24 protein-coding genes and 1 tRNA gene are annotated in these 24,312 nt (G+C 72.7%); 14 read left to right on the top strand and 11 right to left on the bottom strand.

Annotated features, from left to right (window positions below):
• Positions 1-3: 3 nt before the first annotated feature.
• The 3 genes from ACH4NX_RS29370 (at position 4) to dapD (ending at position 1,957) form a co-directional block, all read left to right on the top strand.
• Positions 4-324, top strand: a complete 321-nt coding sequence (locus ACH4NX_RS29370; protein WP_351399122.1) for a multidrug efflux SMR transporter — start codon at positions 4-6, stop codon at positions 322-324.
• Positions 324-869 carry a TetR family transcriptional regulator gene (locus ACH4NX_RS29365; protein WP_351399124.1) on the top strand — a complete coding sequence of 182 codons (546 nt, stop codon included), beginning with the start codon at positions 324-326 and terminating at the stop codon, positions 867-869. Before ACH4NX_RS29370 ends, ACH4NX_RS29365 begins: the two co-directional genes overlap by 1 nt.
• 98 nt (positions 870-967) lie before the next feature.
• Complete coding sequence (gene dapD, locus ACH4NX_RS29360; RefSeq protein WP_351399126.1) at positions 968-1,957, top strand: 2,3,4,5-tetrahydropyridine-2,6-dicarboxylate N-succinyltransferase; 990 nt, start codon at positions 968-970, stop codon at positions 1,955-1,957.
• Between the two features lie 70 nt (positions 1,958-2,027).
• Here dapD and ACH4NX_RS29355 read toward each other — a convergent pair whose 3' ends face one another.
• The gene (locus ACH4NX_RS29355; protein ID WP_351399128.1) at positions 2,028-2,216 is read right to left on the bottom strand and encodes a hypothetical protein; all 189 of its coding nucleotides are present in this window, start codon (positions 2,214-2,216) and stop codon (positions 2,028-2,030) included.
• Positions 2,217-2,388: 172 nt separating this feature from the next.
• Here ACH4NX_RS29355 and ACH4NX_RS29350 point away from each other — a divergent pair, with 172 nt between their 5' ends.
• A complete protein-coding gene (locus ACH4NX_RS29350) occupies positions 2,389-2,619 on the top strand; it encodes a hypothetical protein (protein WP_351399131.1) in 231 nt (76 codons plus the stop codon).
• Here the strand turns inward: ACH4NX_RS29350 and dapA are convergent.
• Entirely contained in the window at positions 2,604-3,530 is a 927-nt protein-coding gene (gene dapA, locus ACH4NX_RS29345; protein WP_398129405.1) for a 4-hydroxy-tetrahydrodipicolinate synthase, read from the bottom strand. The genes ACH4NX_RS29350 and dapA overlap by 16 nt on opposite strands.
• 166 nt (positions 3,531-3,696) lie before the next feature.
• Here dapA and ACH4NX_RS29340 point away from each other — a divergent pair, with 166 nt between their 5' ends.
• The 3 genes from ACH4NX_RS29340 (at position 3,697) to ACH4NX_RS29330 (ending at position 5,518) form a co-directional block, all read left to right on the top strand.
• The gene (locus ACH4NX_RS29340; protein ID WP_351399134.1) at positions 3,697-4,116 is read left to right on the top strand and encodes a phage holin family protein; all 420 of its coding nucleotides are present in this window, start codon (positions 3,697-3,699) and stop codon (positions 4,114-4,116) included.
• On the top strand, positions 4,113-4,616 hold the full coding sequence (locus tag ACH4NX_RS29335) for a DUF3618 domain-containing protein (RefSeq protein WP_398129404.1): 504 nt from the start codon (positions 4,113-4,115) through the stop codon (positions 4,614-4,616). Before ACH4NX_RS29340 ends, ACH4NX_RS29335 begins: the two co-directional genes overlap by 4 nt.
• Before the next feature lie 185 nt (positions 4,617-4,801).
• Positions 4,802-5,518: an antibiotic biosynthesis monooxygenase gene (locus ACH4NX_RS29330; protein ID WP_398129411.1), complete on the top strand. Its 717-nt coding sequence runs from the start codon at positions 4,802-4,804 to the stop codon at positions 5,516-5,518.
• A 22-nt stretch (positions 5,519-5,540) separates the two neighbouring features.
• Here the strand turns inward: ACH4NX_RS29330 and ACH4NX_RS29325 are convergent, their stop codons facing one another.
• Entirely contained in the window at positions 5,541-7,361 is a 1,821-nt protein-coding gene (locus ACH4NX_RS29325) for an endonuclease/exonuclease/phosphatase family protein (RefSeq protein ID WP_398129403.1), read from the bottom strand.
• A 318-nt stretch (positions 7,362-7,679) separates the two neighbouring features.
• Here ACH4NX_RS29325 and ACH4NX_RS29320 point away from each other — a divergent pair, with 318 nt between their 5' ends.
• The 5 genes from ACH4NX_RS29320 (at position 7,680) to ACH4NX_RS29300 (ending at position 13,524) form a co-directional block, all read left to right on the top strand.
• Positions 7,680-9,107, top strand: a complete 1,428-nt coding sequence (locus ACH4NX_RS29320) for a hypothetical protein (protein WP_398129402.1) — start codon at positions 7,680-7,682, stop codon at positions 9,105-9,107.
• A 220-nt stretch (positions 9,108-9,327) separates the two neighbouring features.
• Positions 9,328-10,791 (top strand): alkaline phosphatase PhoX, encoded by a 1,464-nt coding sequence (locus ACH4NX_RS29315; RefSeq protein WP_351399145.1) that lies wholly within the window; start codon positions 9,328-9,330, stop codon positions 10,789-10,791.
• A tRNA-Met gene (locus tag ACH4NX_RS29310) sits at positions 10,784-10,909 on the top strand. The genes ACH4NX_RS29315 and ACH4NX_RS29310 overlap by 8 nt, the downstream gene beginning before the upstream one ends.
• A gap of 354 nt (positions 10,910-11,263) precedes the next feature.
• On the top strand, positions 11,264-12,847 hold the full coding sequence (locus ACH4NX_RS29305) for a TROVE domain-containing protein (protein ID WP_351399147.1): 1,584 nt from the start codon (positions 11,264-11,266) through the stop codon (positions 12,845-12,847).
• A 104-nt stretch (positions 12,848-12,951) separates the two neighbouring features.
• Positions 12,952-13,524 carry a helix-turn-helix domain-containing protein gene (locus tag ACH4NX_RS29300; protein ID WP_351399149.1) on the top strand — a complete coding sequence of 191 codons (573 nt, stop codon included), beginning with the start codon at positions 12,952-12,954 and terminating at the stop codon, positions 13,522-13,524.
• A 39-nt stretch (positions 13,525-13,563) separates the two neighbouring features.
• Here ACH4NX_RS29300 and ACH4NX_RS29295 read toward each other — a convergent pair whose 3' ends face one another.
• From ACH4NX_RS29295 to ACH4NX_RS29260, 8 genes are all read right to left on the bottom strand, one after another.
• A complete protein-coding gene (locus tag ACH4NX_RS29295; protein ID WP_398129410.1) occupies positions 13,564-14,793 on the bottom strand; it encodes a TerD family protein in 1,230 nt (409 codons plus the stop codon).
• Between the two features lie 85 nt (positions 14,794-14,878).
• A complete protein-coding gene (locus ACH4NX_RS29290; RefSeq protein ID WP_351399151.1) occupies positions 14,879-15,100 on the bottom strand; it encodes a hypothetical protein in 222 nt (73 codons plus the stop codon).
• A 72-nt stretch (positions 15,101-15,172) separates the two neighbouring features.
• Complete coding sequence (locus ACH4NX_RS29285; protein WP_351399153.1) at positions 15,173-16,162, bottom strand: zinc-dependent alcohol dehydrogenase family protein; 990 nt, start codon at positions 16,160-16,162, stop codon at positions 15,173-15,175.
• Positions 16,159-17,043, bottom strand: a complete 885-nt coding sequence (locus tag ACH4NX_RS29280; protein WP_398129401.1) for a carbohydrate ABC transporter permease — start codon at positions 17,041-17,043, stop codon at positions 16,159-16,161. The genes ACH4NX_RS29285 and ACH4NX_RS29280 overlap by 4 nt, the downstream gene beginning before the upstream one ends.
• On the bottom strand, positions 17,040-17,984 hold the full coding sequence (locus ACH4NX_RS29275) for a sugar ABC transporter permease (RefSeq protein WP_345590660.1): 945 nt from the start codon (positions 17,982-17,984) through the stop codon (positions 17,040-17,042). The genes ACH4NX_RS29280 and ACH4NX_RS29275 overlap by 4 nt, the downstream gene beginning before the upstream one ends.
• On the bottom strand, positions 17,981-19,351 hold the full coding sequence (locus ACH4NX_RS29270; protein WP_398129400.1) for an ABC transporter substrate-binding protein: 1,371 nt from the start codon (positions 19,349-19,351) through the stop codon (positions 17,981-17,983). Before ACH4NX_RS29270 ends, ACH4NX_RS29275 begins: the two co-directional genes overlap by 4 nt.
• Before the next feature lie 119 nt (positions 19,352-19,470).
• Positions 19,471-20,241, bottom strand: coding sequence for a DeoR/GlpR family DNA-binding transcription regulator (locus ACH4NX_RS29265; RefSeq protein ID WP_398129399.1), 771 nt, complete (start codon positions 20,239-20,241; stop codon positions 19,471-19,473).
• 282 nt (positions 20,242-20,523) lie between these two features.
• Positions 20,524-21,333: an NAD-dependent epimerase/dehydratase family protein gene (locus tag ACH4NX_RS29260; protein WP_398129398.1), complete on the bottom strand. Its 810-nt coding sequence runs from the start codon at positions 21,331-21,333 to the stop codon at positions 20,524-20,526.
• 204 nt (positions 21,334-21,537) lie between these two features.
• Here ACH4NX_RS29260 and ACH4NX_RS29255 point away from each other — a divergent pair, with 204 nt between their 5' ends.
• Both ACH4NX_RS29255 and ACH4NX_RS29250 read left to right on the top strand, forming a co-directional pair.
• Positions 21,538-22,509 carry a 5-dehydro-4-deoxyglucarate dehydratase gene (locus ACH4NX_RS29255; RefSeq protein WP_351399165.1) on the top strand — a complete coding sequence of 324 codons (972 nt, stop codon included), beginning with the start codon at positions 21,538-21,540 and terminating at the stop codon, positions 22,507-22,509.
• Positions 22,506-23,675: a hypothetical protein gene (locus ACH4NX_RS29250; RefSeq protein WP_351399167.1), complete on the top strand. Its 1,170-nt coding sequence runs from the start codon at positions 22,506-22,508 to the stop codon at positions 23,673-23,675. The genes ACH4NX_RS29255 and ACH4NX_RS29250 overlap by 4 nt, the downstream gene beginning before the upstream one ends.
• Positions 23,676-24,312: the final 637 nt, after the last annotated feature.

Here is a 24,312-nt window from a genome sequence, read left to right as displayed (position 1 = left end):
CACATGGGATATCTGCTCCTGGCCGGAGCCATCGTCGCCGAGGTCGCCGGGACCACCGCCATGAAGTACAGCGAGGGCTTCAGCCGGCTGGTCCCCTCGCTGCTGACGGCCGCCGCCTACGTGCTCTCCTTCACGCTGCTCGCCCAGACCCTCAAAACCCTGGCCGTCGGTACCGCCTACGCCATCTGGGCCGGCGTGGGCACCGCCGCCATCGCCGCGATCGGGGTGGCGTTCATGGGTGAGGGGATGACCGCGACCAAGGCCGCCGGAATCGCGCTGATCATCATCGGCGTGGTCGTGCTGAACCTGGGCGGCGCGCACTGATGTCCCGGCGCCACGACCCGGAACGACGCCGGCGCATCATCGACGCGGCGATCCGGGTCGTCGGGCGCAAGGGCATCGCCGGCCTCAGCCACCGCACCGTCGCCGCCGAGGCGGACGTCCCCCTCGGCTCGACGACGTACCACTTCGCGACCCTCGACGAACTCCTGGTCGCCGCCCTGCGCCAGGCCAACGAGGGCTTCGCGAAAGTGCTCGCCGCCCACCCCGCCCTCACGGACCCCCGCACCGACCTGCCCACCGAACTCGCCCGCGTCCTCGGCGAGTGGCTGGGCGGCGACCGCACCGGCGTCGAGCTGGAGTACGAGCTGTACCTGGCCGCCCTGCGCCGTCCCGCCCTGCGCCCGGTCGCCGCGGAATGGGCCGAGGGCGTCGGCGCCGTCCTCGCCGACCGCACGGACCCGACGACGGTGCGGGCCCTGGTGGCGCTGATGGACGGGATCTGCCTCCAGGTCCTGCTCACGGACACGTCGTACGACGAGGAATACGCGCGAAAGGCGCTGGCGAGGGTGATCCCTCCGAGTCCGTGACCGCGCCGGGCGGCGGCGCGTCCCCCGTACCGCCCGGCACGCGAGACGGCCGCGGGGCCGGCTCGCTTCCGCGGGCGACGGCCGGTTAGGTTGCCCTCATGACCGACACGACTGCTCCCCGTACCACCGGCGCCGTGGCCGCCGGGCTTGCCACGATCGCCGCCGACGGCACCGTCCTCGACACCTGGTTCCCGGCCCCCGAACTCTCCGCCGAGCCGGGCCCCTCCGGCACCGAGCGCCTCACCGCCGAACAGGCCGCCGAACTCCTCGGCGGCGGCGCGACCGCGGCGGCCGGTCCGGACGCCCGGCGCGGCGTCGAGGTGGTCGCGGTCCGCACGGTCATCGCCTCGCTGGACGAGAAGCCGGTCGACACGCACGACGTCTACCTGCGCCTGCACCTGCTCTCCCACCGCCTGGTCAAGCCGCACGGCCAGAACCTGGACGGCATCTTCGCCCACCTCGCCAACGTCGCCTGGACCTCGCTGGGCCCGGTCGCCGTCGACGACGTCGAGAAGGTCCGCCTCAACGCCCGCGCCGAGGGCCTGCACCTCCAGGTGACCTCGATCGACAAGTTCCCGCGCATGACGGACTACGTCGCCCCCAAGGGCGTCCGCCTCGCCGACGCCGACCGCGTCCGCCTCGGCGCGCACCTGGCCGAGGGCACCACCGTCATGCACGAGGGCTTCGTCAACTTCAACGCCGGCACGCTCGGCACCTCGATGGTCGAGGGCCGCGTCTCCGCCGGCGTCGTCGTCGGCGACGGCTCCGACATCGGCGGCGGCGCCTCCACCATGGGCACCCTCTCCGGCGGCGGCAACGTGCGCATCACCATCGGCGAGCGCTGCCTGGTCGGCGCCGAGGCGGGCGTGGGCATCGCGCTCGGCGACGAGTGCGTGGTCGAGGCCGGCCTCTACGTCACGGCGGGCACCCGGGTGACGATGCCCGACGGCCAGATCGTCAAGGCCCGCGAACTCTCCGGCGCCTCCCACATCCTCTTCCGCCGCAACTCGGTCACGGGCACGGTCGAGGCTCGCCCGAACAACGCGGTGTGGGGCGGCCTGAACGAGGTCCTGCACAGCCACAACTGATCACCGCGACCTCGCTGAGCGCCCTCCTCGTCCCGGCAGCCGTGCACACCGGCCGCCCGAAGGAGGGCGCTCACCGTTTCCGGGCCCGGTACCGCTTCAGCAGGGCCGTGATCCGCGCCAGGTCGGCCGGGCCGTTGAGCTCGGTCAGGAGGTCGTCGGGGCACAGCTCGTAGAGGTCGCCCCACCAGCGGCGCCCCCGGTTGTCCCAGATCCGGTATCCGCCCGGCACGCCCCGGGCCACGTAGCGTCTTCTGCTCATCGCCGTGAACGTAGGCGCAGGGGGGGCGCCGCGCCAACGCAATAGAGGCGCATGCCTCGCGCGCCCCCCTCACGTACGGATGACTCCCCGTGACCTGCCGGTGGTCTTTGCGGATGAACGGGTGGACGCAGAGTCCGATCAGACGCCGATCCGACGAAACGAGGGGCCTGGTATGACGAACGAGCGGGCGAGGACCGTGGCGCGTTGGCTGGCCGGGGCGGGCGCCGCGGCGCTGGTGTGCTGGGCCCCGGCGGGGACCGCGCACGCCGACGAGACCACCACCGATTCGCACAACGGCCCCCGGGTCGGTCTCCTCAACGTCCACGTGGGGCAGATCGACGACCCGGCGGAGGACGTACTGGAGCACACCCTGCTGTTCGGCGACGGCTACGCCTGGGACTGACCCGCGTCGGCGACCAGCCGCCCGTACGCCGCCAGCAACGCCTCGGTCGTCGCCCGGTCCGCGCCCCGCAGCGGTGCGCGGACCGGCCCGGCGGGCAGGCCGAGCGCGCCGAGGAGGGCCTTCGCGGTGACCGTGCCGGGCGGGCCCGCCGCCATCATCAGCTCGATGAGCTCGATGGCCCCGCGCTGGAGCAGGGCGGCCCGTGTGGTGTCGCCCGTGTCGAAGGCGTCCAGGACGGCCCGGAACAGCTCCGGTGCGGCGTTGGCGACGGTACTGACATAACCCGCCGCGCCGATCGCGTACAGGGCGAGAACCTGTTCGTCGCAGCCCGCGTAGTACGCCAGGCCGGTGCGGGACAGCACCTTCTGGGTGCCGAGGAGGTCGTAGGAGCAGTCCTTGACGGCGACGATCCGCGGGTGCCCGGCGAGGCGGACCAGTGTGTCGGGTTCGATGCGGGTGCCGGTGCGGCCCGGGATGTCGTAGAGGGCCAGCGGCAGCCCGCAGGCGTCCGCGACCTCCAGGAAGTGGGCCTCCAGGGCGTCCTGCGGGGGCCTGCTGTAGTACGGCGAGACCACCAGCAGCCCGTCCGCGCCGGCCTTCTCCGCGGCCAGCGCCAGCTCCACCGTGTGCCGGGTGTCGGCGGTGCCCACCCCGGCGACGAGTGACGCCCGGTCCCCGACCGCCTCCCGCACCGCCGTGACAAGCGCCGCCTTCTCGGCGTCCGTGGTGGTCGGCGACTCACCCGTGGTGCCGGACAGCACCAGACCGTCGCAGCCCCGCGACACCAGCCGGTCGGCGAGGCGCTGGGCCCCGTCGAGATCCAGCGCACCGGCCTCGGTGAAGGGCGTGACCATGGCGCACAGGGCGCGGCCGAAGGGCGGAGGGGAGGGGCGGTGGCCGTCTGTCGTCATGGAAGTAGTGTCGGCAGACCGACCGTGTAGCTCCACTTAATTCTGCTACGAGGTATTCGTAAGGGATGCTTCCGAGCGGGGTGGCGGACGAGCGGCGGGCGGGGGCGGGGATAGTGCCGGTCGGCCGGGGGTACCCGGAGCGCTCCGAACCGAGAGGAGGCGGAACGTGACCGGGACCATGCACACCAGGCCGGTGCACGACGAGCAGCACTCCGTGGGTGAACTGGTCGGACAGGCCACCGAACAGCTCTCCCGGCTCGTGCGCCAGGAAGTGACCCTCGCCAAAATGGAGCTGGCCGAGAAGGGCAGGCGTGCCGGGCGCGGCGGCGGGATGCTCGGCGCCGCCGGCGCCATCGCGTACGTCGGTCTGTTCGCCCTGGCCGGCACGGCCACCGCCGCGCTTTCACTGGTGCTGCCCGTCTGGGCCGCGGCGCTCATCGTGACGGCGGCGCTCTTCGTGATCGCGGGTGTACTGGCCGTGATGGGTCGCGCCCAGCTCCGTCGCGCCGTGCCCCCGAAGCCCGAGCAGACCCTCGGCAGCGTCAGGGCCGACGTGGACCAGATCAGGGAAAGGGCGCATCGATGACCGACGTGACGAGCGGGGACGGTGCGAGGACCCGGGCCGGCTCCACCGCACAGCCGGCCGGCGGGGCCAAGGGGCCCGACGAGCTGCGGCAGCAGATCGAACAGACTCGCGGTCAGCTCGGCGACACGGTGGAGGAGCTGGCCGGGAAGGCCGACGTGAAGGGCCGTGCCAAGGCCCGCGCCGCCGATCTCCGGGACAAGGCCGGCGCCATGACCGTGCAGTTGCGCAGTTCCGCGGCCCAGGCCGGGCACACCGTGCAGGGCAAGGCGGGCAGGGCAGGGCACACCGTGCGGGGCAAGGCGGGCAGGGCCGGCCGTGCGGGTCACGACGAGGCGGGCGAAACCGGGTCCGCCGTGGAGCGGCGCGTGCCGGGACGGGCGCGCGGCGCGGTCCGGGCGGGGCTCGGGCACCGGCGTGCGGTGCTGATCGCCGGAGCGGCGGCGGGTGCCGTGGTCGCGGTGGGTGTGCTGCGCCGCCGCCATCCTCACGGGTACTGCTGAAGCCGCCGGCGCGGCACGGGTGACGAGGGGTCCCGGGCGGGGCCCCTCGTCACGTACGTCGTGCCAGGGCCGGAACACCTTCCGGTGGGCACTTGACCTCAACCTTGGTCGAGGTCGGAGGGTGGTGCGTGCACCCGGAGCGCGCCCGGCGCGCACCCGACGACCACCGATCACTGGAGGCCGGCATGACCCGCCGCACCCGCCGTACCGACGCACACCCCGAACTCGTCCGCCCCGACGTCCAGGCCCCCTTCTTCAGCACCTGGCGGGTGGGCACCCCCGAGCGGCAGCGGCTGACCGTGGACGCCATCGCCCGTACTTGGGAGCGCCGCCCCTGGCCCGCCGGCGACCTGCTGGGCTACCACGTCTACACCGGCCACGACGGCAGCACGCTGCTGCACCACTCCCAGTGGGCGAGCGAGCAGGCGTTCGAGTCCTTCGTGAAGGCGCACCGGCAGGAGCGCGTCGACGAGATCGACACCGCCGTGCCGGGCATCGAACGGGTGGGCCTCGGCAGGTACCGGCGCTACCGCAGCCGCACCCGCGAGAACAGCGGGACGGCGCCCGTCCCGGGGTGCGTCGTGATCGTCGATGTCGAGTTCGAGGGACCCGATCCCGAGCGGCAGCGCGCCTGGGTCGACGCCGTCCTCGAGGCACTGGAGAGTGAGCCGGAGCCGCCCCCCGGCGGCATCTCCGCCCACTTCCACCTCAGCACCGACGGTACCCGCGTCCTCAACTACGCGGAGTGGGAGAGCGCGCAGGCCCACACCGACGCCCTCGCCGCACCGGGCGACGGTGTCGGTTCGGGATCGGCCCTGTGGGAGCGGGTGCGGAACTGGCCGGGCATGACCGGCGGCGGGGTCAGCCGCTACGACCACGCCCTCGGCCTCGTCCCCCGCTGAACCCGCCCCCACGGGCGGCCGGTTACGGGCGGAACCGCAGCACCTGCGGGTCGTGGTCGCTGATCTGGTCGTGGAACTCGGCGTTGACGTGCACGCTGTCGTACGACAGGCGCCCGCCCCACCGGACCGACGGGCTGACCAGGATCTGGTCGAGTACCTGGCTGTTGCCCTGGTAGACGTACGAGTAACGCTCGCTCCGCGGCAGCGACTTGACCGCCGACCACAGGGCGTCGCCGTCCTCCAGGATGCGGGTGGTCGTCGAGAACTCGAAGTCGTTGATGTCGCCGAGGGTGACGACGTCCGCGTTCTTCTGGGTGGCCAGGACGTCCTTGACGAAGGTGTTCACGGACTTCGCCTGGAGGTGGCGCTGCGTCTCCGAGCCGCGCGACGGCGGCTGGTACTGGGAGGACAGGCTCTGGTCGCCGCCCTTGGAGTTGAAGTGGTTGGCGATGACCAGGACGGTGCGGCCACGGAAGACGAACTCGCCGGCCAGCGGCTTGCGGCTGTCCTCCCAGGCGGGGTTCGCCGGGTCCACGCGGCCGGGGGAGTGCGTGAGCGCCGCCCTGCCGCGCACCTTCGTCACCCCGGTCGCGGTGGTCGCGTCGCCGGCCCCGCGGTCGGTGAAGGAGACCCGCTGTGGGTTGAAGAGGAACGCCTGGCGGATGTTGCCGCCGGGCTGGCCGCCGTCCTCGCCGTCGGCCGGGTCGATGCCACGCCAGTCGTAGCGCGGGCCGCCGGCCGCGACGATCGCGTCGATCAGCCTGCCGACCGTCACGTCGGCGGCCACCGTGCCGTCGTCCGTGGCGCCGTTGTTGTCCTGGATCTCCTCCAGGGACACGATGTCGGGCGCCCTGAGGTTGCGCACGATCGTTTCGGCGTGCGCGGCGAAGGTGCCGTCGGACGGGTCGAGGTTCTCGACGTTGTACGTCGCCACCGCCAGCTCGCCGCCGCTCTGCCGGCGGGTCGACTCGCGCTCCAGGCCCCCGTTCTCCAGGGTGCCGAGCTCGCTCGCGACCAGCGTGTAGCCGCCGTACTGGTTGTAGTCCAGCGGGCCCGCGGTGGTCCCGGCGAGCGTGTCGCCCACGTGGGCGTCGGGGAAGTCGGCAGGCTTGCCCAGGGACTGGATCTGCAGCCGGCCGGTGTTCTGGGAGTCGTAGGAGCCGTACACCGTGCCGCCGCTGCGGTTGGCGTTCTCCCACGGCTTCACCGTGACCCACAGCTGCGTGTACGCGTCGGAGGCGCCGACCACGCGGGCGTCGGCGACGCGGACGTTCATGCCCTCCAGGGACTCGTAGTGGTCCAGGGCGTACTTCGCCGGCCGGAGCGTGAGGCCGTTGACCGAGCCGTTCGCCGCCTCGTCGCCCTCGGGGGCGTACGCGCGCGGCACGGAGCGGGCGGAGACGGTCGTGGCGGCCGGGAGCGCGTTGCCGCCGGAGACGACGGTGACCGTCGGGCGGGTGATCTCGGTCAGCGACTGGTTGCCGGAGGACGCGCCGCCCGGGACGTACTCCGAGACCGTGCCGGAGACGGTGACCGCGTCACCGACGGCGACCTTGGGGGCGGAGTTGGTGAAGACGAAGACGCCCTCGCTGGTGGCCGGGTCGGCGTCCGGGCGCGGGTCCTGTATCCAGAAGCCCTTGGAACCGTAGCCGCGGACGCCGGTGACGATTCCGGCCACGTCCGTGACCTGCTTGCCGGCGTACGGCGACAGCCGGGTGCTGCCCTGGATGTCGTGGACGCGCACGGAGTCGGCGTGCGCGGGCGAGGTGAGGACGACCGTGGACGCCGAGCAGACGGCGGCGACGGTGAGCGCGGCGAGGCGCGCGGAGGACTTGCTGGCCAACGTGATCCCTCCGGGGACGTGACAGAGCGCCGGGACGAGGGTGAAGCGGGTGGGGGCGAGCGCGGGCGCGACGGGACGGGACGGAACGCGGGGGGCCGCAGGCCGTGCACGGGCCTGGGTGAACACTTGTCCCCCCGCTTTCTACGCGCGTCAATCTCCTGCTTGGTCACGTCAGTTGTCAAGGTTTCGGCCATGTACTCCACCCGTCGGGGAGAGGAACCGGGCGGCATGGGTGGAAACCCGTCTAGGCTGAGCCGCTGAGCCGTACGGCGTCCACATGGCCGTACGGCGGTCAAGGCGCGCGAGGAGAAACAGCCGATGTCAGACAGCTCCACCCTGCCGCCCGCACGACTGCGCCCCGAAGCGGAGCTGGCCCGCGACGCGCTGTCCGCGCCGGTGCTCTCCCGGGCCGCCCGGCTGGCCCGCTGGGCCGGTCCGGACACCCGCGTCGACGCCGGGGGCGGGCTCGTCGAGGAGCAGTTGCCGGCGGCGGCCGAGGAGCTCGGGCTGAGCGGGGACGACGCCGCGGCGTACGCGAGCGAGGCGTGGCGGATCGCCGTGGACACCGGGCTCGTCGAGATCACCGACGAGGAGGCGGGCACCGTCGAGACGGGCGAGGACCTCGCCACGCTCACCGGCGGCTCCCCGCAGGACGTGCTCGGACTGTGGCTCACCGCCCTGGAGGCGGTCCTCGCCGACGCGAGCGTGCCCGACCTCGACGACCTGGTCGACGCGATGGCCGAGGGCGGCGAGGTCGACCTGTCGTCCCTCGACTGGGACCCGGAGGCCGAGGCGGAGTTCCTCGACGGCGTGCTCGGCAACCTCTACCTGCTCACCGTCGGCGAGGACCGCCCCGGCGACGCCTCGGTGCCACTGCCCGCGCTGGCCGCGTCCGTGATCGTGCCCAGTGACATGGGCGAGCCCACCAACGACGTGCTGGAGCAGGTGTCCGACGCGATGATGCGGCTGGACGACCAGTTCCGGCTGCTGGAGCCCATCGGCCTCGTCGAGTACCAGCCGGTCGACGAGGCCCTGATGGCCGACGCGGACGAGGAGCCCGCGGCCCCCGTCGACGAGGCCGACGTCGCCCGCTACGGCATGGTGCGGCTCACCCCGCTCGGCCTGTACGGACTGCGCGCCCGCCTGCTGGAGGCCGGCTTCGAGGCCCCCGCCGTCGGCGACCTCGCCGACAAGGGCGCCGACGTCCTGCTCGACGGCACGGCCCCCTTCCCGCCGGCCGCCGCCCACGCCGAGACCGAGCTGTGGCTGGCCGGCCGGGGCCCCCTCACCGCGGCCCGCGAACTGCTGGCGGCGGCACGCGGCTCCGACACCGGCGCGCCCCTGCGCCGGCTGCGCTGCCAGCAGGCGCTGTCCCTGGTCGGCACCGAGGCGGAGCCCGCGCTGCGGGAGGTCCTCGACGACGGCGAGCTGGGCGGCCTGGCCCGGGTCTGGCTGACCGAGCACGGCGCCCGCGACGTGCCGGCCCCGCCGCAGGAGATGGTCTTCTGGCTGACCATCGACACGGTGGCCGCACAGCTCGCGGCCGAGGGCAACTCCGAGGAACTGCGCGCCCTGGTGGAGGGCCTGGCCCGGCAGCACAGCGGGTTCTTCGACACGGTGTGGCGGGTCGACCACCCGGCCACGCCGGACGTCCTGGAGGCGATGGGGCGGCTGCACCCCGACAAGAAGGTCGCCAAGGAGGCGCGCAAGGCGGCCTTCAAGGCTCGGTCTCAGCAGAGCGGCTGACGCCGGTCCGCCGGCCGGGGGTGGGTACGCACGCGGCCCGGCCCCGGCCCGTCGGCCGGGCGCGGGCGCGCGGCCCGGCCCCGGCGCGGTGCGCGGATTCACTCAAGCGGGCAGCGAGAGGTCGCGCCCAGTTCAACCGCCGTTCAGGCACGGGCGCAACCGTGGCGCCGGACCGAGGTCCGCCACCCTCCACGGCACGCCCACCGTCACAGGAGACACCATGTCGCTCACCCGCAGGGACTTCGCCAGTCGATCTGCGCTCACCGGTGCCGGAGTCGTACTGGCGGGCAGCGTCGGCGCCCTCGCCACCGCTCCCCACGCCCTCGCGTCCACGGACACCGAGAGCGCGGGGGAGGAGCACGGCCGCGGCCACGGGCACGACCACGGCGGGGTCGGTTACGGACCCCTGCTCCCCGACCCGGACGGCATCCTCGCCCTGCCCGCCGGCTTCCGGTACGAGATCATCACCTACTGCGGCCGGACCAGGCTGGAGTCGGGCGAGTACACCCCGTCCAACCACGACGGCACCGCCGCCTTCGACGGCCCGCGCGGCACCACCCTCCTGGTCAACAACCACGAACTCGGCGGCCACCGCGACGACTGGCCCCACCCCGTCCCGCTCACCGAGGGCCTCGTCTACGACCCGGCCGCCGCCGGCGGCTGCACCGTCGTCGAGGTCCGCCGCGGCGGGCACGTCGCCGAGTGGGTCGGCATCGCCGGCACCGCCACCAACTGCGCGGGCGGCAGCACCTCGTGGGGCACCTGGCTCACCTGCGAGGAGACCGAGGACAAGGCCGGCGAGGAGGGGATGACCAAGGACCACGGCTACGTCTTCGAGGTCGACCCCGCCGACCGGCGCGCCAACCGCGACCCCAAGCCGATCAAGGCACTGGGCCGCTACGCCCACGAGGCCGTCGTCATCGACCCCAGGCGCGGCCATGCCTACCTCACCGAGGACGCCTCCGGCCCCAACGGCCTCCTCTACCGCTGGGCCCCGCCGGAGGGCTTCCGGCACGGACGCGGCCGGCTGCGCACCCTCGCCGACGACGCCGGGACCCTCCAGGCCGCCAAGTGCTTCGACTCCGGCGGCAGGTTCGTCGACGACCTCTCCCGCGCGACGAGGACCGGCACCGTCTACGGCGTCGACTGGATCGACGTCCCCGACCGCGACGCGCGGACCACCTCCGTGCGCAAGCAGTTCACCGACGGACAGGTCACCCGGGCCCGCAAGCTGGAGGGCATGTGGTGGGCCGACGGCGGCGCCTACATCGTCTCCTCCTTCGCCCGTGACGAGAGCCCCGGCCGGCCGCACGACGGCCAGGTCTGGTTCTACGACCCCAAGCGGCGCACCCTCACCCTGAAGGTCCTCCTCGGCGTCAACCCCGACCCGTCCGCCGACGGCGCCTTCGACGGCCCCGACAACATCACCGTCTCCCCGTACGGCGGCCTGGTCATCGCCGAGGACGGCGACGGCGTCCAGCACCTGTTCGGCGCCACCGACAGCGGACGCACCTACCCCATCGCCCGCAACGACCTGAACGTCGGCAGCGAGGACGACCCCGAGTACAGCGAGTTCACCGGCGTCACCTTCTCGCCCGACGGGAAGACCCTCTACGCCAACATCCAGGACCCCGGCATCATGCTGGCGATCACCGGGCCCTGGAAGCGGCAGAAGCGCCGGTGAACAATTCGCTCGCCCGAGCGACGGCCGCCCTTTTAGAGTGATGAACGTCCAGGTGCGAAGGCAGGACCTACTTCCACTCATAATGGGGCGGCCACGGGTTCGAGTCCCGTCACCGGCACAACGCGCCGGTGTAGCTCAGGGGTTAGAGCACCTTGTCGGTTCCGCCGACCTGAACTCTGGACATCTACGACTTCACGCACCTCCCGGTGCGCGGGCCGCGGCTACTTCGTTGTGATCGAATTCAAAGCCGCCGCCGACCTGATCTCGGGAGGCGCGGCAGATGACGGGTGCCCGGTGCGCAGGCAGCGGATACTTCCTTCGCCGGACGGTTGCGGGTTCGAGTCCCGTCACCGGCCTCGGTCGGTGTAGCTCAAATGGCAGAGCATCCGTATGTTCCCGTCGCCGACTCCGACCTCGGGCACCCTCTCGTCCGCCGCGCCCTCCCACCGAAACGAATTCGGGGGAATTCACCATGGCGCGATTCAACACCAAGGCCGCGAAGGCACGGCCCACCTCGCGTGTGACGTCGACGGGACGCGTACTGCGCACCTACGAGGGCGGCCGGGGCCACGAGCGCGACGCGCGCTCCGAGCTCTTTCTGCTCTCGGTGGCCAACTTCGTCTCGCAGCAGACCTTCTACGAGACGGGCGCCGCCCGCGACGACCGGTTCGCCGCGCTCGTGCGTGAGCTCGCCGTCACCGACCCGTCGTGGACGGCCGGTCTGCTCGGCTGGCTGCGCGGCGAGGGCAACCTGCGCACCGCGTCGGTCGTCGGCGCCGCCGAGTACGTCAAGGCCCGCCTCGACGCCGGTGCCACCGACGGCCCGACGAACCGGCAGGTCGTCGCCTCCGTCCTCCAGCGCCCCGACGAGCCCGGCGAACTGCTCGCGTACTGGACGTCGACGTACGGCCGCGCCGTGCCCAAGCCGGTCAAGCGGGGGGTCGCCGACGCCGTACGGCGGCTCTACCACGGCAAGTCGCTGCTGAAGTACGACACCGCGGCCAAGGGCTACCGCTTCGGCGACATCCTCAACCTGGTGCACGCGGCGCCCGACCCGGACAAGCCGTGGCAGGGGGAGCTGTTCGAGTACGCCCTCGACCGCCGACACAACCCGGACACCGCGGTGCCGCCCGCATCGAACCGCGTCCTGACCGCGCACCGCGAGCTGATGGCACTGCCCGTCGACCGGCGGCGAGCGGTCGTCACGGCGCCCGACGCCGCCGAGCGGCTCGCGGCGGCGGGCATGACGTGGGAGACGCTGGCCGGCTGGCTCCAGGGGCCGATGGACAGGGCGGCCTGGGAGGCGGTGATCCCGTCCATGGGGGCGATGGCACTGACCCGCAACCTGCGCAACTTCGACGAGGCCGGCGTGTCCGACGAGGTCGCGGCGCGGGTGGCGGCCCGGATCAGCGACCCGGCCCAGGTGGCGCGCTCGCGGCAGTTCCCCTTCCGCTACCTCGCCGCGTACCGGCACGCGCCGTCGCTGCGCTGGGCGTACCCGCTGGAGCAGGCGCTCGGCCACTCGCTGGCCAACGTGCCCGCGCTGCCCGGCCGGACGCTGGTCCTCGTGGACCGCTCGGGCTCGATGTTCTACTCGCGGATGTCGGACCGCTCGGAGCTCAACCGGGCTGACGCGGCGGCGGTCTTCGGCACGGCGCTCGCGCTGCGGGCGGCGGACGCGGACCTCGTCGAGTTCGGTACGTCGAGCGACCGCGTGAAGTACCGCAAGGGCGAGTCGGTGCTGAAGGTCCTGGAGCGCTTCGGTGACCTCGGCGGCACCGACACGACCGAAGCGGTCCGCCGGCACTACAGGAAGCACGACCGGGTGCTGATCGTCACCGACGAGCAGTACGCGCACAGCCGGCACGGCGACCCGACCGAGCAGGTTCCAAAGCACGTGCCGGTCTACACCTGGAACCTGGCCGGACACCGGGCGGGCCACGGTCCGTCGGGCAAGGCCTGCCGGCACACCTTCGGAGGCCTGACGGACGCGGCTTTCCGGATGGTTCCGCTGCTCGAAGCCGCCCGGGACGCCGACTGGCCCTGGGCGGCCTGAGCCGACGGCCGGCCCGCACTCCCCGCGCGGGGAGCACGGGCCGGGTCGCCGGGCCCGCGCGGTAGGGTGCGCGCAAGGTTGCCTGGTGGGCGGGGAGTGACGGGATGGCGCGGGGCAGGCCCATGCGTGCGGACGCCCGGCGTAATCGGGAGCGGTTGCTCGTGGTGGCGGCACAGGCCTTCGCCGAGCACGGCGAGGGTGCCTCACTGGACGACATCGCCAAACGCGCGGGGGTCGGCGTCGGCACGCTGTACCGGCATTTCCCGACGCGGTGGGCGTTGCTGGAGGCCGCCTACCTGGAGCGGATCGAGGCGATCGCGGCGCGTGCGGACGTCATCGCGGGGGAGCTGGCGCCGGGTGAGGCCCTGATCGCGTGGCTCGACGAACTCGCCGGCGGGATGCTCCAGGTACGAGGGCTCAGGGCGCTGCTGGACACGGCCGTCGAGGCCGGTGGCCCGGCGGCGGGCCGGGCGTCGTGCGGCGACTGCGTGCGGGGCGCGGTGACGCGGCTGGTCCGGGCCGCGCAGGACGCGGGGGCGCTGCGGCGGGACGTCGAGCCGATCGAGGTGCTGCGTCTGGTGCACGGGGTGGTGACGGCGGCCGAGTCGACGCGGGGGGAGCCGGGAGGGTCCGTCCGGCGGTATCTGTCGCTGGTGTGGCACGGGCTGCGGGCGTGAGGGCGCTCCCGGCAGGGGAGCGCCCTCGCACCCGGCCGGCTACAGGGCCTTGGCCGCCGGCTTCACCATGCCCTTGACCGTGCGGGACTTGACGAAGTCGCCGATGGCGGTCATCTCCCACTCGCCCGAGTACTGGCGGATCAGCTTCGCCATCATCACGCCGGTCTGCGGCTCGGCGCTGGTGAGGTCGAAGCGGACCAGTTCCTCACCGGTCGCGGCGTCCAGGAGGCGGCAGTAGGCCTTGGCGACCTCCGTGAACTTCTGGCCGGTGAACGAGTTGACCGTGAAGACCAGGCCGCTGACCTCCTGCGGAAGCCGGCCCAGGTCGACGGCGATCACCTCGTCGTCGCCGCCGCCCTCGCCGGTGAGGTTGTCACCGGAGTGCTTGATGGCGCCGCCCACGATCTGGAGCTTGCCGAAGTAGCAGCTGTCGATGTGGTTGCGCTGCGGGCCGTACGCGATGACCGACGCGTCCAGGTCGATGTCCTTGCCGCGGTACGCCGGTTCCCAGCCGAGGCCCATCTTGACCTGGGAGAGCATCGGCCGGCCGCCCTTGACCAGGGAGACGGTCTGGTTCTTCTGGAGGTTGACCCGGCCCTTGTCGAGGTTGATCTTGCCGGCGCCCGGGGCGGGCGCGGCCGGTGCGGCCGGTGCCGCGGCGGGAGCGGAGGGCATCGTCGGCGCGGCGGCGGGCGGGGGCGGCGGGGTGGCCGCCTGGGACCGCTGCGGGGCCGGCGGGGTGGCCGGCTGGGCCGCCGGTGCGGCCGGTGCGGCGGGCTCCTCCACCGAGACGCCGAAGTCGGTCGCGATGCCGGCCAGGCCGTTGGAGTAGCCCTGGCCGACCGCGCGGGCCTTCCAGGCGCCGTTGCGCAGGTAGACCTCGACGATCACCAGCGCGGTCTCGGCGCCGAGCTGCGGGGGCGTGAAGGAGGCGAGGACGGAGTTGTCGTCCGCGTTGCGGATGGTGGCTGTCGGTTCGATGCCCTGGAAGGTCTGCCCGGCGGCGTCCGGGCTGGCGGTGACGACGATCTTCTCGATGCCCGGCGGGACGGCGGAGGTGTCGACCACGATCGCGTCCGGGGCGGTGCCGCCGCCGGAGCGGTAGGTCACGCCCTGGCCGGTGGGCTGGTTGTAGAAGATGAAGTCGTCGTCGGAGCGCACCTTGCCGTCGGCGGTGAGCAGCAGGCCCGATACGTCGAGCCGCACGGGCGCGGCGACGTCCACCGTCACGCGGGCGGCGGAGAGGGGGATGTTCGAGCCGGGGGTCATAGCTGTCATGCCGGGTGAACGAGCGAGGGCGTTTTACCGTTCCCTTACCCGGGGGCCAATCGGGTCAGCGGCTGGTGGGGGGTGGTCAGCGGCGGTTTCGGGGGTGGTCGCGGGCGGCGCGTTCGTTGCCGTGTCGGTAGTTGCCGGTCCAGCGGGCCATCACCAGTTGGGGGTCGCCTGCCGAGACCTCTTCGAGGAAGCGGGCCGCTCGGGAGCCGTTGAGGGTGGTGGCGGGGCGGTTGTGGTGGGTGATGTGGACGGTGCCGGTCGATGTGGCGGTGTAGGCGAAGCCGTTCGGTTGGGGCATGTCGGGATGGTAGGGGGCGGGGGTGTCGCTCACCCAGGGGTTTTCGCCCCCGCCGCCGGACGGACTACTTCTTCACGGCACGACCACGATCTTCCTGCCCACCCCCGCCGCGAACTGCTCCAGTGCCTCGGGGTAGCGGTCCAGCGGGAGGCGGTCGCTGATGAAGACGTCCGGGTCCAGGACGCCGTTCGCGAAGAGTTCGGCCGCGCGTTCGTAGCTGTGCAGGACCGCCATCGAGCCGGTGATGGTGATCTCCTGGTTGTAGATGCGGTACGGGTCGATCCGCACCCGGGTCGCGTAGTCGGCCACGCCGAACTGGAGGAAGGTGCCCGCCTTGGCGACCCGGTCCAGGCCGTCCTGGATGGCCGCCGCGTTGCCCGTCGCGTCGATGACGAGGTCCCAGCCCTGGGGGCGGTCCAGCTCGTCGGGGGTCGCGGCGGAGGCCGAGACGCCGAGGCCGCGGGCGGTCTCCAGGCGGGCCGGGTTGAGGTCGACCATGTCCACGCTGGCCGCGCCGGTCCGCTTGGCCAGCTCCAGCATCATCAGGCCCATCGTGCCGGAGCCGTAGATCAGGACGTGGGAGCCGAGCCGGGACTGGAGGACGTCGTAGCCGCGGACGGCGCAGGACAGGGGTTCGATCAGCGCCGCGTCCTGGGTGCGGACGTGCTCGGGGAGCTTCACGCAGTTGGCCACGGGGGCCACCGCGTACTTCGCGGCGCCGCCGGCCGTCGTCACGCCGATGGCCGCCCAGCGTTCGCAGAGGTTGTTGTGGCCGGTGCGGCAGTAGCGGCACTCGTAGCAGTACAGGGACGGGTCGACCGCGACCTGGTCGCCGACGGACACCTCCGTGACCCGGTCGCCGACGCCGACCACCTCGCCGGCGAACTCGTGGCCCGGCACGATCGGGAGCTTGGGCGCGAACTCGCCCTGGAGGATGTGCAGGTCGGTGCCGCACAGGCCGCAGGCGGCGACCTCCACGACGACCTCGCGCGGCCCTGGCGTCGGGTCCGGCACCTCGGTGACGACGGCGCGGCCCACGGACTCGATGACGGCGGCCTTCATTTCACGGCTCCAAGCGACAGGCCCTGGACCAGTTTGTCCTGGGCGGCGAACCCCGCGGCGAGCACCGGCAGGGAGATGACGAGCGACGCGGCGCACACCTTGGCCAGGAAGAGGCCCTGGCTGGTGATGAAGCCGGTCAGGAAGACGGGGGCGGTCTCGGCGACCACGCCCGTCAGCACCCGGGCGAAGAGCAGTTCGTTCCAGCTGAAGATGAAACAGATGAGGGAGGTCGCGGCGATGCCGGGCAGAGCGATCGGCGCGACCACCCGGGTCAGGATCGTCGGCAGCCTCGCGCCGTCCACGCGGGCCGCCTCGATGATCGCGACCGGGACCTCGGCCAGGAAGGACTGCATCATCCAGACCGCGATCGGCAGGTTCATGGAGGTGTAGAGGATGACCAGCAGCCAGATGTTGTCCAGCATGTCGGTGTTCTTGGCGAACAGGTAGATCGGCAGCAGGCCGGCCACCACCGGCAGCATCTTGGTGGAGAGGAAGAAGAACAGGACGTCCGTCCACTTCCGCACCGGGCGGATGGAGAGCGCGTACGCGGCGGGCAGGGCCAGGACCAGGACGAACAGGGTCGACGCGATCGACGCCACCGCCGAGTTGATCAGCGACGGCCAGGGGCTCGCGCCACCGCCCGCGCCGAAGAACTCGCGGTAGCCGTCCAGGGTCAGCGACGCCGCGAAGGAGGGCGGGTTGGTGGCCGCGTCCTCCTCCGAGTGGAAGGAGGTGAGCGCCATCCAGGCGATGGGCAGGAAGAAGACGATTCCGGCCAGCCAGGCCACCAGGCCCAGGCCGGCACCCGCCTTGCGGCGGGCTCGCGCGGGCTTGTCACCGGTGGTGCCGGTGGCGGCGGGTCGTACGGCGGTGGCGCTCATGCGCGGCCGACCTCCTCGCGGAACAGGGACGACACCACGCGCAGCGCGAAGGTGGCGATGATGATCGAGCCGATGACGACCAGGACGCCCGCGGCCGAGGCGAGGCCGTTCTCGTGGGCCTGGTAGAAGGTCTGGTAGACGGTGTAGGGCAGGTTGGCCGTGCCCAGGCCGCCGGACGTGATGGTGAAGACCGCGTCGAAGTTCTGGACGATGTAGATGGAGCCGAGCAGGGCGCCGAGCTCCAGGTAGCGGCGCAGGTGGGGCAGGGTGAGGTGGACGAAGATCTGCCAGTCGCTCGCGCCGTCCACCCGGGCCGCCTCCATCTGCTGCTGGTCCCGGCTCTGCAGGCCGGCCAGCAGGATGAGCATCATGAAGGGCGTCCACTGCCACACCAGTGAGGCCTCGATGGCGAGCAGCGGGGTGTTCGAGATCCAGTCCGGCTGCGGCCCGCCGACGTAGTGCAGCAGGCCGTTGAGCAGGCCGTACTCCGGGTTGTACAGGACGTGCTTCCAGAGCAGGGCGGCCGCCACCGGGACGACGAGGAACGGGGCGATCAGCAGGGTGCGGACCAGGCCCCGGCCCTTGAACCTGCGGTCCAGCAGCAGGGCGAGCGCCAGGCCGAGGACCAGGCTGACCAGGACCACGGCCACCGTCAGCAGGATCGTCGTCCACACCGACCGGCGCATGTCCGGGTCGCTGAGGACGTCGCCGTAGTTGGCGAAGCCGGTGAAGGCGCGGGCGTCCGGGTAGAGGGCGTTCCAGTCGAAGAAGGAGATCACCAGGGTCGCCACGAAGGGCAGCTGGGTGACCACGATCATGAAGATCAGGGCGGGGAGGAGGGGCGCCCGGGTGGCCCAGGCCCGCAGTCGGGAGGACGGCGGACGGACGGTGGGGCGGGAGTGGTCGGGTGCGGCCGAGGGGGCCGTTGTCGTGGCGGTCATCGTCCCTCGTACTCCTCGGAGATCTTCTCGGCGAGCTGCTGGGACTTCTCCAGGGCCTCCTCGACGGACTGGCGTCCGGCGATGGCCGCGCTGATCTCCTGGGAGACCTGGGTGCCGAGGTCGGTGAACTCGGGGATGCCGACGAACTGGATGCCGGGCGCGGGGCGTGGCTGCACGCCGGGGTCGTTCGGCCTGGCGCCCTCGATGGCCTCCCGGGTCATCTCCTGGAAGGCGGCGGCCTCCTTGACGTAGTCCGGGTTCTCGTACGTCGAGGCGCGCTTGCCGGCCGGGACGTCGGACCAGCCGACCTGGTCGCCGACGAGCTGCTCGTACTCCTTGCCGGACGCCCAGGAGACGAACTCCCAGGCCTTGTCGGCGTTGCGGGAGGCCTTCTGGATGCCCCACGCCCAGGTGTAGAGCCAGCCGGCGGACTCGGTCTTCTCCACGGGGGCGGGCGCGTAGCCCATCCTGCCCTTGACGGGGGAGTTCGCCGACTCCAGTGAGCCGGCCGCGGAGGTGGCGTCGTACCACATGGCGACGTTGCCCTGCGTGATGTTGTTCAGGCACTCGGCGAAGCCGGACTGGGCGGCGCCGGACTGCCCGTGCTCGCGGACGAGGTCGACGTAGAACTTCGTCGCCTTCTCCCACTCGGGGGAGTCGAGGCGCGCCTGCCAGTCCGTGTCGAACCAGGTGCCGCCGAAGGTGTTCACGACCGTCGTCAGGGGTGCCATCAGCTCGCCCCAGCCGGGCAGCCCGCGCAGGCAGATGCCCTTCATGTCCGGCTCGGCCCCGTCGAGTTCGGCGGCCAGCTCGCCCACCTGGGTCCAGGTGGGGTGCTCGGGCATCGTCAGGCCCTCCTTCTCGAACACGTCCTTGCGGTACATCAGGAAGGACGACTCGCCGTAGAAGGGCTGGCCGTAGAGCTTGCCGTCGTCGCCGGTGAGGGACTCGCGCATCGGCCCCAGGATGTCCTTCTCGTCGTACGCCGGGTCCTGGGCGACGTAGGTGTCCATCGGCCGCAGCCACTCGTTGCGGGCGTAGATCGGTATCTCGTAGTTGGAGAGGGTGGCGACGTCGTACTGGCCGGCCTGGTTGGCGAAGTCCTGGCTGATCTTGTCGCGGACGTCGTTCTCCGGCAGGACGGTGAAGTTCACCTTGATGCCGGTCTCTTCGGTGAAGTGGTCCGCGGTGAGCTTCTGGAGCTCGACCATCTGCGGGTTGTTGACCATCAGGACGTTGATGGAGTCGCCGCCGGATCCGGCCCCGCCCGCGCCGACCCAGCAGCCGGTGAGCAGCGGGGCGAGCAGCGTCCCTGCGGCGGCCATGGCGAGCGTGGCTCGCGGCCTCCGTCGGCTCTGGGTTCGCATGGATCGCTCCTGAACATATGGGGAGGTATGGGGCAGGGGAGGGTGTGAGGGTGCCCTTGGGGGACGTGAGTCGGTCTGTCGGACGAGGGTGGCGGTTCCCGGACGCGGTCGGCGGCTTCTCAGACGCGGATGATCTGCGGGCCGAGCAGTGAGTAGCGGTGGGCCTCGGCCGTGGGCAGCAGCGTGCTGGTGACGATCGCCTCCAGGGCGCCGACCTCCGCGAACCGGCAGAAGCTGACCGCGCCGAACTTGGTGTGCGTGCCCGCGAAGACGGCGCGGCGGGAGGCGCGGATCGCCTGGGTCTTGACCTCGCTGACCGCCGGGTCGGGGGTGGTGAGGCCGTGCTCGCGGGAGATGCCGTTGGCGCCGATGTACGCCAGGTCGATGACGAAGCCGGCCAGCATCTGCGTCGTCCAGTGGTCGACGGTGGCCAGGGTGCCCGGGCGGACCCGGCCACCGAGCAGCAGGACGGAGGTGTCGCCGGCCTCGGCGAGCGCCCCGGCCACCGGCAGGGACGCGGTGACCACGGTCAGCGGCCGGTCCCGGGGCAGCGCCTCGGCGATGAGCCGCGGGGTGAAGCCCTCGTCGACGAAGACCGTCTCCGCGTCGCCGAGCAGGTCGGCCGCCGCCGCGGCGACCCGGCGCTTCTCGGGCACGTGGCTGGTGGCGCGGAAGGCGAGCGTGGTCTCGAAGCCGGCGCTCTCCACGGGGTAGGCGCCGCCGTGGGTGCGGCGGACCAGGCCGTGGTCCTCCAGGGCGCGCAGGTCCCGTCGTACGGTCTCCTTGGCGACGCCGAGGCCGTCCGCGAGCGCGGTGACGTCGACCGAGCCGGTGGCGCGGGCGATCCGTACGATCTCGTGCCGGCGCTCTTCCGCCGTCCTCGCGTCCATGTCGAACACCCGCCCCACCGCCTCGCACACCGCGCCCTTGCCCGTTCGGGCCCGTTCGGCCCTTGGGGGAAGTTCTACAGCGGCCGTGCGGCACTGAACAGGTCTGTCGCGGACCCGATACTGCCCGCTTGTGCCCGTTCCGGTCGCCGGGTGCCCGTCGCGGACCTGGAAGGCAGCGGCGCGCGGGGTGGGAACGGGCAGTGCGGATGCCCGCATGCGGAAGCGGGCGGGCCCGTTCGGTGCCCGTCCGCTTCCGTGATCGGCTTGATCGCTCGGTTCCGGTCAGTGCGGCCAGATCGGGGGGTCGGTCACGAAGTGACCGCCCAGGCGGGCGTGTGCCGGGTCGTCCGGACCGAGGTCGCCCTGCTCGGCGAGGAGCTTGTCGGCGTACGGCTCGGAGTCGTCCACGGGTGCGTAACCGAGCGCCCGCGCGGAGGTGAGGTCCCACCACAGGCGGGTGTTGGCGGACGAGCCGTGGACGACGGTGTGCCCGACGTTCTCGGCGGTCAGGGCGGCGTGGAAGAGGCGGGCGCCGTCGGCGGGGCTCATCCACACCGAGAGCATGCGCACGCTGGTCGGCTCGGGGAAGCAGGAGCCGATGCGGACGGAGACGGTCTCCATGCCGTGCTTGTCCCAGTAGAGCTGGGCGAGGTCCTCGCCGAAGCACTTGGACAGGCCGTAGAAGGTGTCCGGACGGCGCGGCGTGTCGATCGGGATGAGGGGATCGTCCCCCTGGGGGCGCGGGGTGTAGCCGACCGCGTGGTTGGAGGAGGCGAAGACGACACGCCCGACGCCCTCCTCGCGGGCGGCCTCGTAGAGGTTGTAGGTCCCCTCGATGTTGGCCTTCAGGATCTTCTCGAAGGAGGCTTCCAGCGAGATGCCCGCGAGGTGGATGATCGCGTCGACGCCGCGGACCGCCTCGCGCACGGCCGCCCGGTCGGCGAGGTCGGCGACGATCGCGTCCGGTTCGCCCTCGATCGGGCGCAGGTCGAGCAGGCGCAGCTCGTAGCCGTGGTCGGGCAGCAGGTCGCGCATCAGGGTGCCGAGGCCGCCGGCGGCGCCGGTGAGCAGGACGGTGCGGGGAGCGGGCATCCTCGGGACTCCTAGGTCTCCTGTAGGTCTTCTGAATCGGCCAACCGTACGCATGGGCGGCTGACGTTCATATGCGTGGACACGCTAAGGAACCGGTGGTCAGCCGTCAAGAGTCGCACTCCTTGACGGTGCCAGTCGGGCGGCTTAGCGTGAGGATGTTCAGAAATGTAGACGCAGATCATACATATGGAATGGGGAGCGTCCGTGACCTCAGCCCCTCTCGCCGCCCGGCTCACCGCACCCAGCGGTCCGCTGTTCTTCCCCGTCACGCCGTACGGCCCCGGCGGCGAGGTCGACCTCGACGTCTACCGCGCCCATGTGCGCCGGGGTGTCGAGGCCGGAGCCGCCGCGGTGTTCGCCTGCTGCGGCACCGGCGAGTTCCACGCCCTCACCCCCGAGGAGTTCCAGTCCTGCGTACGGGCGGCCGTCAAGGAGACCGCCGGGCGGGTGCCCGTCCTGGCGGGCGCGGGCTACGGCACCGCCCTCGCCGTGCGCTACGCCCGCCTCGCCGAGGAGGCCGGGGCCGACGGGCTGCTCGCCATGCCCCCGTACCTGGTGGTCGCCGGGCAGGAGGGACTGCTGCGGCACTACCGGGAGGTGGCCGCCGCGACCGCCCTGCCCGTGATCGTCTACCAGCGCGACAACGCCGTGTTCACCCCGGGCAGCGTCGCCGAACTGGCCCGCACGGAGGGCATCATCGGCCTCAAGGACGGGCTCGGCGACCTCGACCTCATGCAGCGGACGATCAGCGCCGTGCGTACCGAGGTGCCCGGCGACGGCGAGGCGCCCGGAGACGACGGCTTCCTCTACTTCAACGGCCTGCCGACCGCCGAGCAGACCCAGCTCGCCTACCGCGCGCTCGGCGTCACCCTCTACTCCTCCGCCGCGTTCTGCTTCGCCCCCGAGATCGCCCTCGCCTTCCACCGGGCGCTCCGCTCGGGCGACGAGGCCACCGTGCACCGCCTGCTGGACGGCTTCTACCGGCCCTTCGTCGAACTGCGCGCACAGGGCCGCGGGTACGCCGTCGCCCTGGTCAAGGCGGGCGTACGGCTGCGCGGGCTGGACGTGGGGGAGGTGCGGCCGCCGTTGCAGGAGCCGACCGAGGACCATCTGAAGCAACTCGCCCAGGTGATCGAACGGGGCTACGCGCTGCTCGACGGGGAGGGCGGCGAGTGAAGGCGTCCGCGTTCGTCTACCCCTGGGACGTCAACGGCGACCCGAAAGCGCCGGCGCTCGTCGCGGGGCTCGGCGTCGAGCAGGTGACGCTCGCCGCCGCCTACCACTCCACCCGCGCCCTCACCCCCCGCCACCCGCGTCACCGCGTCGTCACCGCCGAGCACGCCGCCGTCCTCTACCCGCCGGACACCGCCCGCTGGGAAGGCCGCGAACCGCGCCCGTACGAGGCCGGTGACTGGGCGCCCGGCGACGCGTACGGCGAGGCCGCCGCGGCCCTCGCCGAGGCGGGTCTGGAGGTGCACACCTGGGTCGTCCTCGCCCACAACTCCCGCCTCGGCGCCGAACAGCCGCACACCTCGGTCGTCAACGCCTACGGCGACCGCTACCCCTGGGCGCCCTGCGTCGCCCAGCCCGCCACGCGCGCGTACCTCACCGACCTGGCCGCGGAGGCCGCGGTGCGGCCCGGGGCGCACGGCACCGAGCTGGAGTCCCTCGGCTGGTACGGCCTGGCCCACCTGCACGCCCACGACAAGACTGGCGGGGTCGGCCTCGGGGACGCCGGGCAGTACCTGATGTCGCTGTGCTTCTGCCCCCACTGCCGGGCGGGCTACGGCGCAGGGGGCCTCGACCCCGACGGACTGGCCGCCGCCGTACGCGCCGCCCTGGAGCCGGTGTGGCGGGGGACGGCCCCGTCGGACGGCGGCTGGGCGGGTGTGGAGAAGCTGCTCGGCGAGGCGCCGGCCAACGCCACGCGCGCGTGGCGGGACGACACCGCCCGCACCCTCCAGGAGGCGGCGGTCGCGGCCGTCCGCGCCGCCGCGCCCGACGGCTTCCAGGTCCTGCTGCACGCCGACCCGGTGTCCTACCACTGCGGAGCCAACGCCGGCGTCGACCCCGCGCACATCCTGTCCGTCGCGGACGGCGTGGTCGTGCCCTGCACGGGCGGCCCCGGCCCGCTGACGCCGTTCGCCGAGCAGGCCCGCGCCGGGACCGTCCTCGCCGCCAACCTCACCGTGGTCGCCGGCATGGGCGGCCGGCCGGACACCCTCGCCGAGGACGCGGCACGCGCGCGTGAACTGGGCGCGACGGAACTGCGGCTGTACCACGCGGGGCTGGCGTCGGACGGAGATCTGGAGGCGGTGCGGGCGGGGCTCGCGAAGCGGTGAAGGTGCCGCGGGGCGGTGAACGCGCCGCGCCGCGGTGCGGCCCGGGGCCCGTGCGCACGGGCCCCGGGCGGCTCGGGCCGGGCCGGTGGTCGGGCCGGTGACCGACGGCGGCCCGAAGGCGGTGCCGTCGGCGTTCGCCGGCCGCCGGGTGAGCGGTACCGCCGTCGCCGACGGAGGGGCCCCAGGGCGGGCAGTGGTATCCGGAGGCCGGTCGGTTCCACCAGGGCCGCGCCCAGGGCCGGTCCGGCCACGTTCGGTGTGAGGACCAGCCACCCACACGCCGGACGCCAGTCACAGCGCCGAGGACCGAAGCCGGACACCAGCACCCCGGCGAGATACAGGACCGCGTTGCGGTCGCGCAGGACGTGGGCTACGTGCCAGGGCCTTCGCGTCGCCATTTCCGTGTTTGTCGTTCTTCCCGTCATGCCTGGTCATCGTGGCCCTGAGGCATGGGGGCCGGCGTCGGGCAGGCGCCCTGTACGCCTCCTCGGAGGCCGACGGGTTTCGCGGCCGCGATCGGTGCGCCTCCCGACGGAGCCGGCCACCGGTCCGGCGGGGAGTCCCGGCTCCCTCCGGCAAGAAGCCCGGACTTCCTTTGTCCAAAGCATTGACGTGGCCCCGCGCCCCTCTTACCTTC

Origin of the sequence: Streptomyces sp. NPDC017225, assembly GCF_044331465.1 — a bacterium.
In the GTDB taxonomy this organism is placed as follows: domain Bacteria; phylum Actinomycetota; class Actinomycetes; order Streptomycetales; family Streptomycetaceae; genus Streptomyces.
The sequence above is the reverse complement of the archived record's forward strand: the minus strand, read 5'-3'. Positions and strand labels throughout refer to the sequence as shown.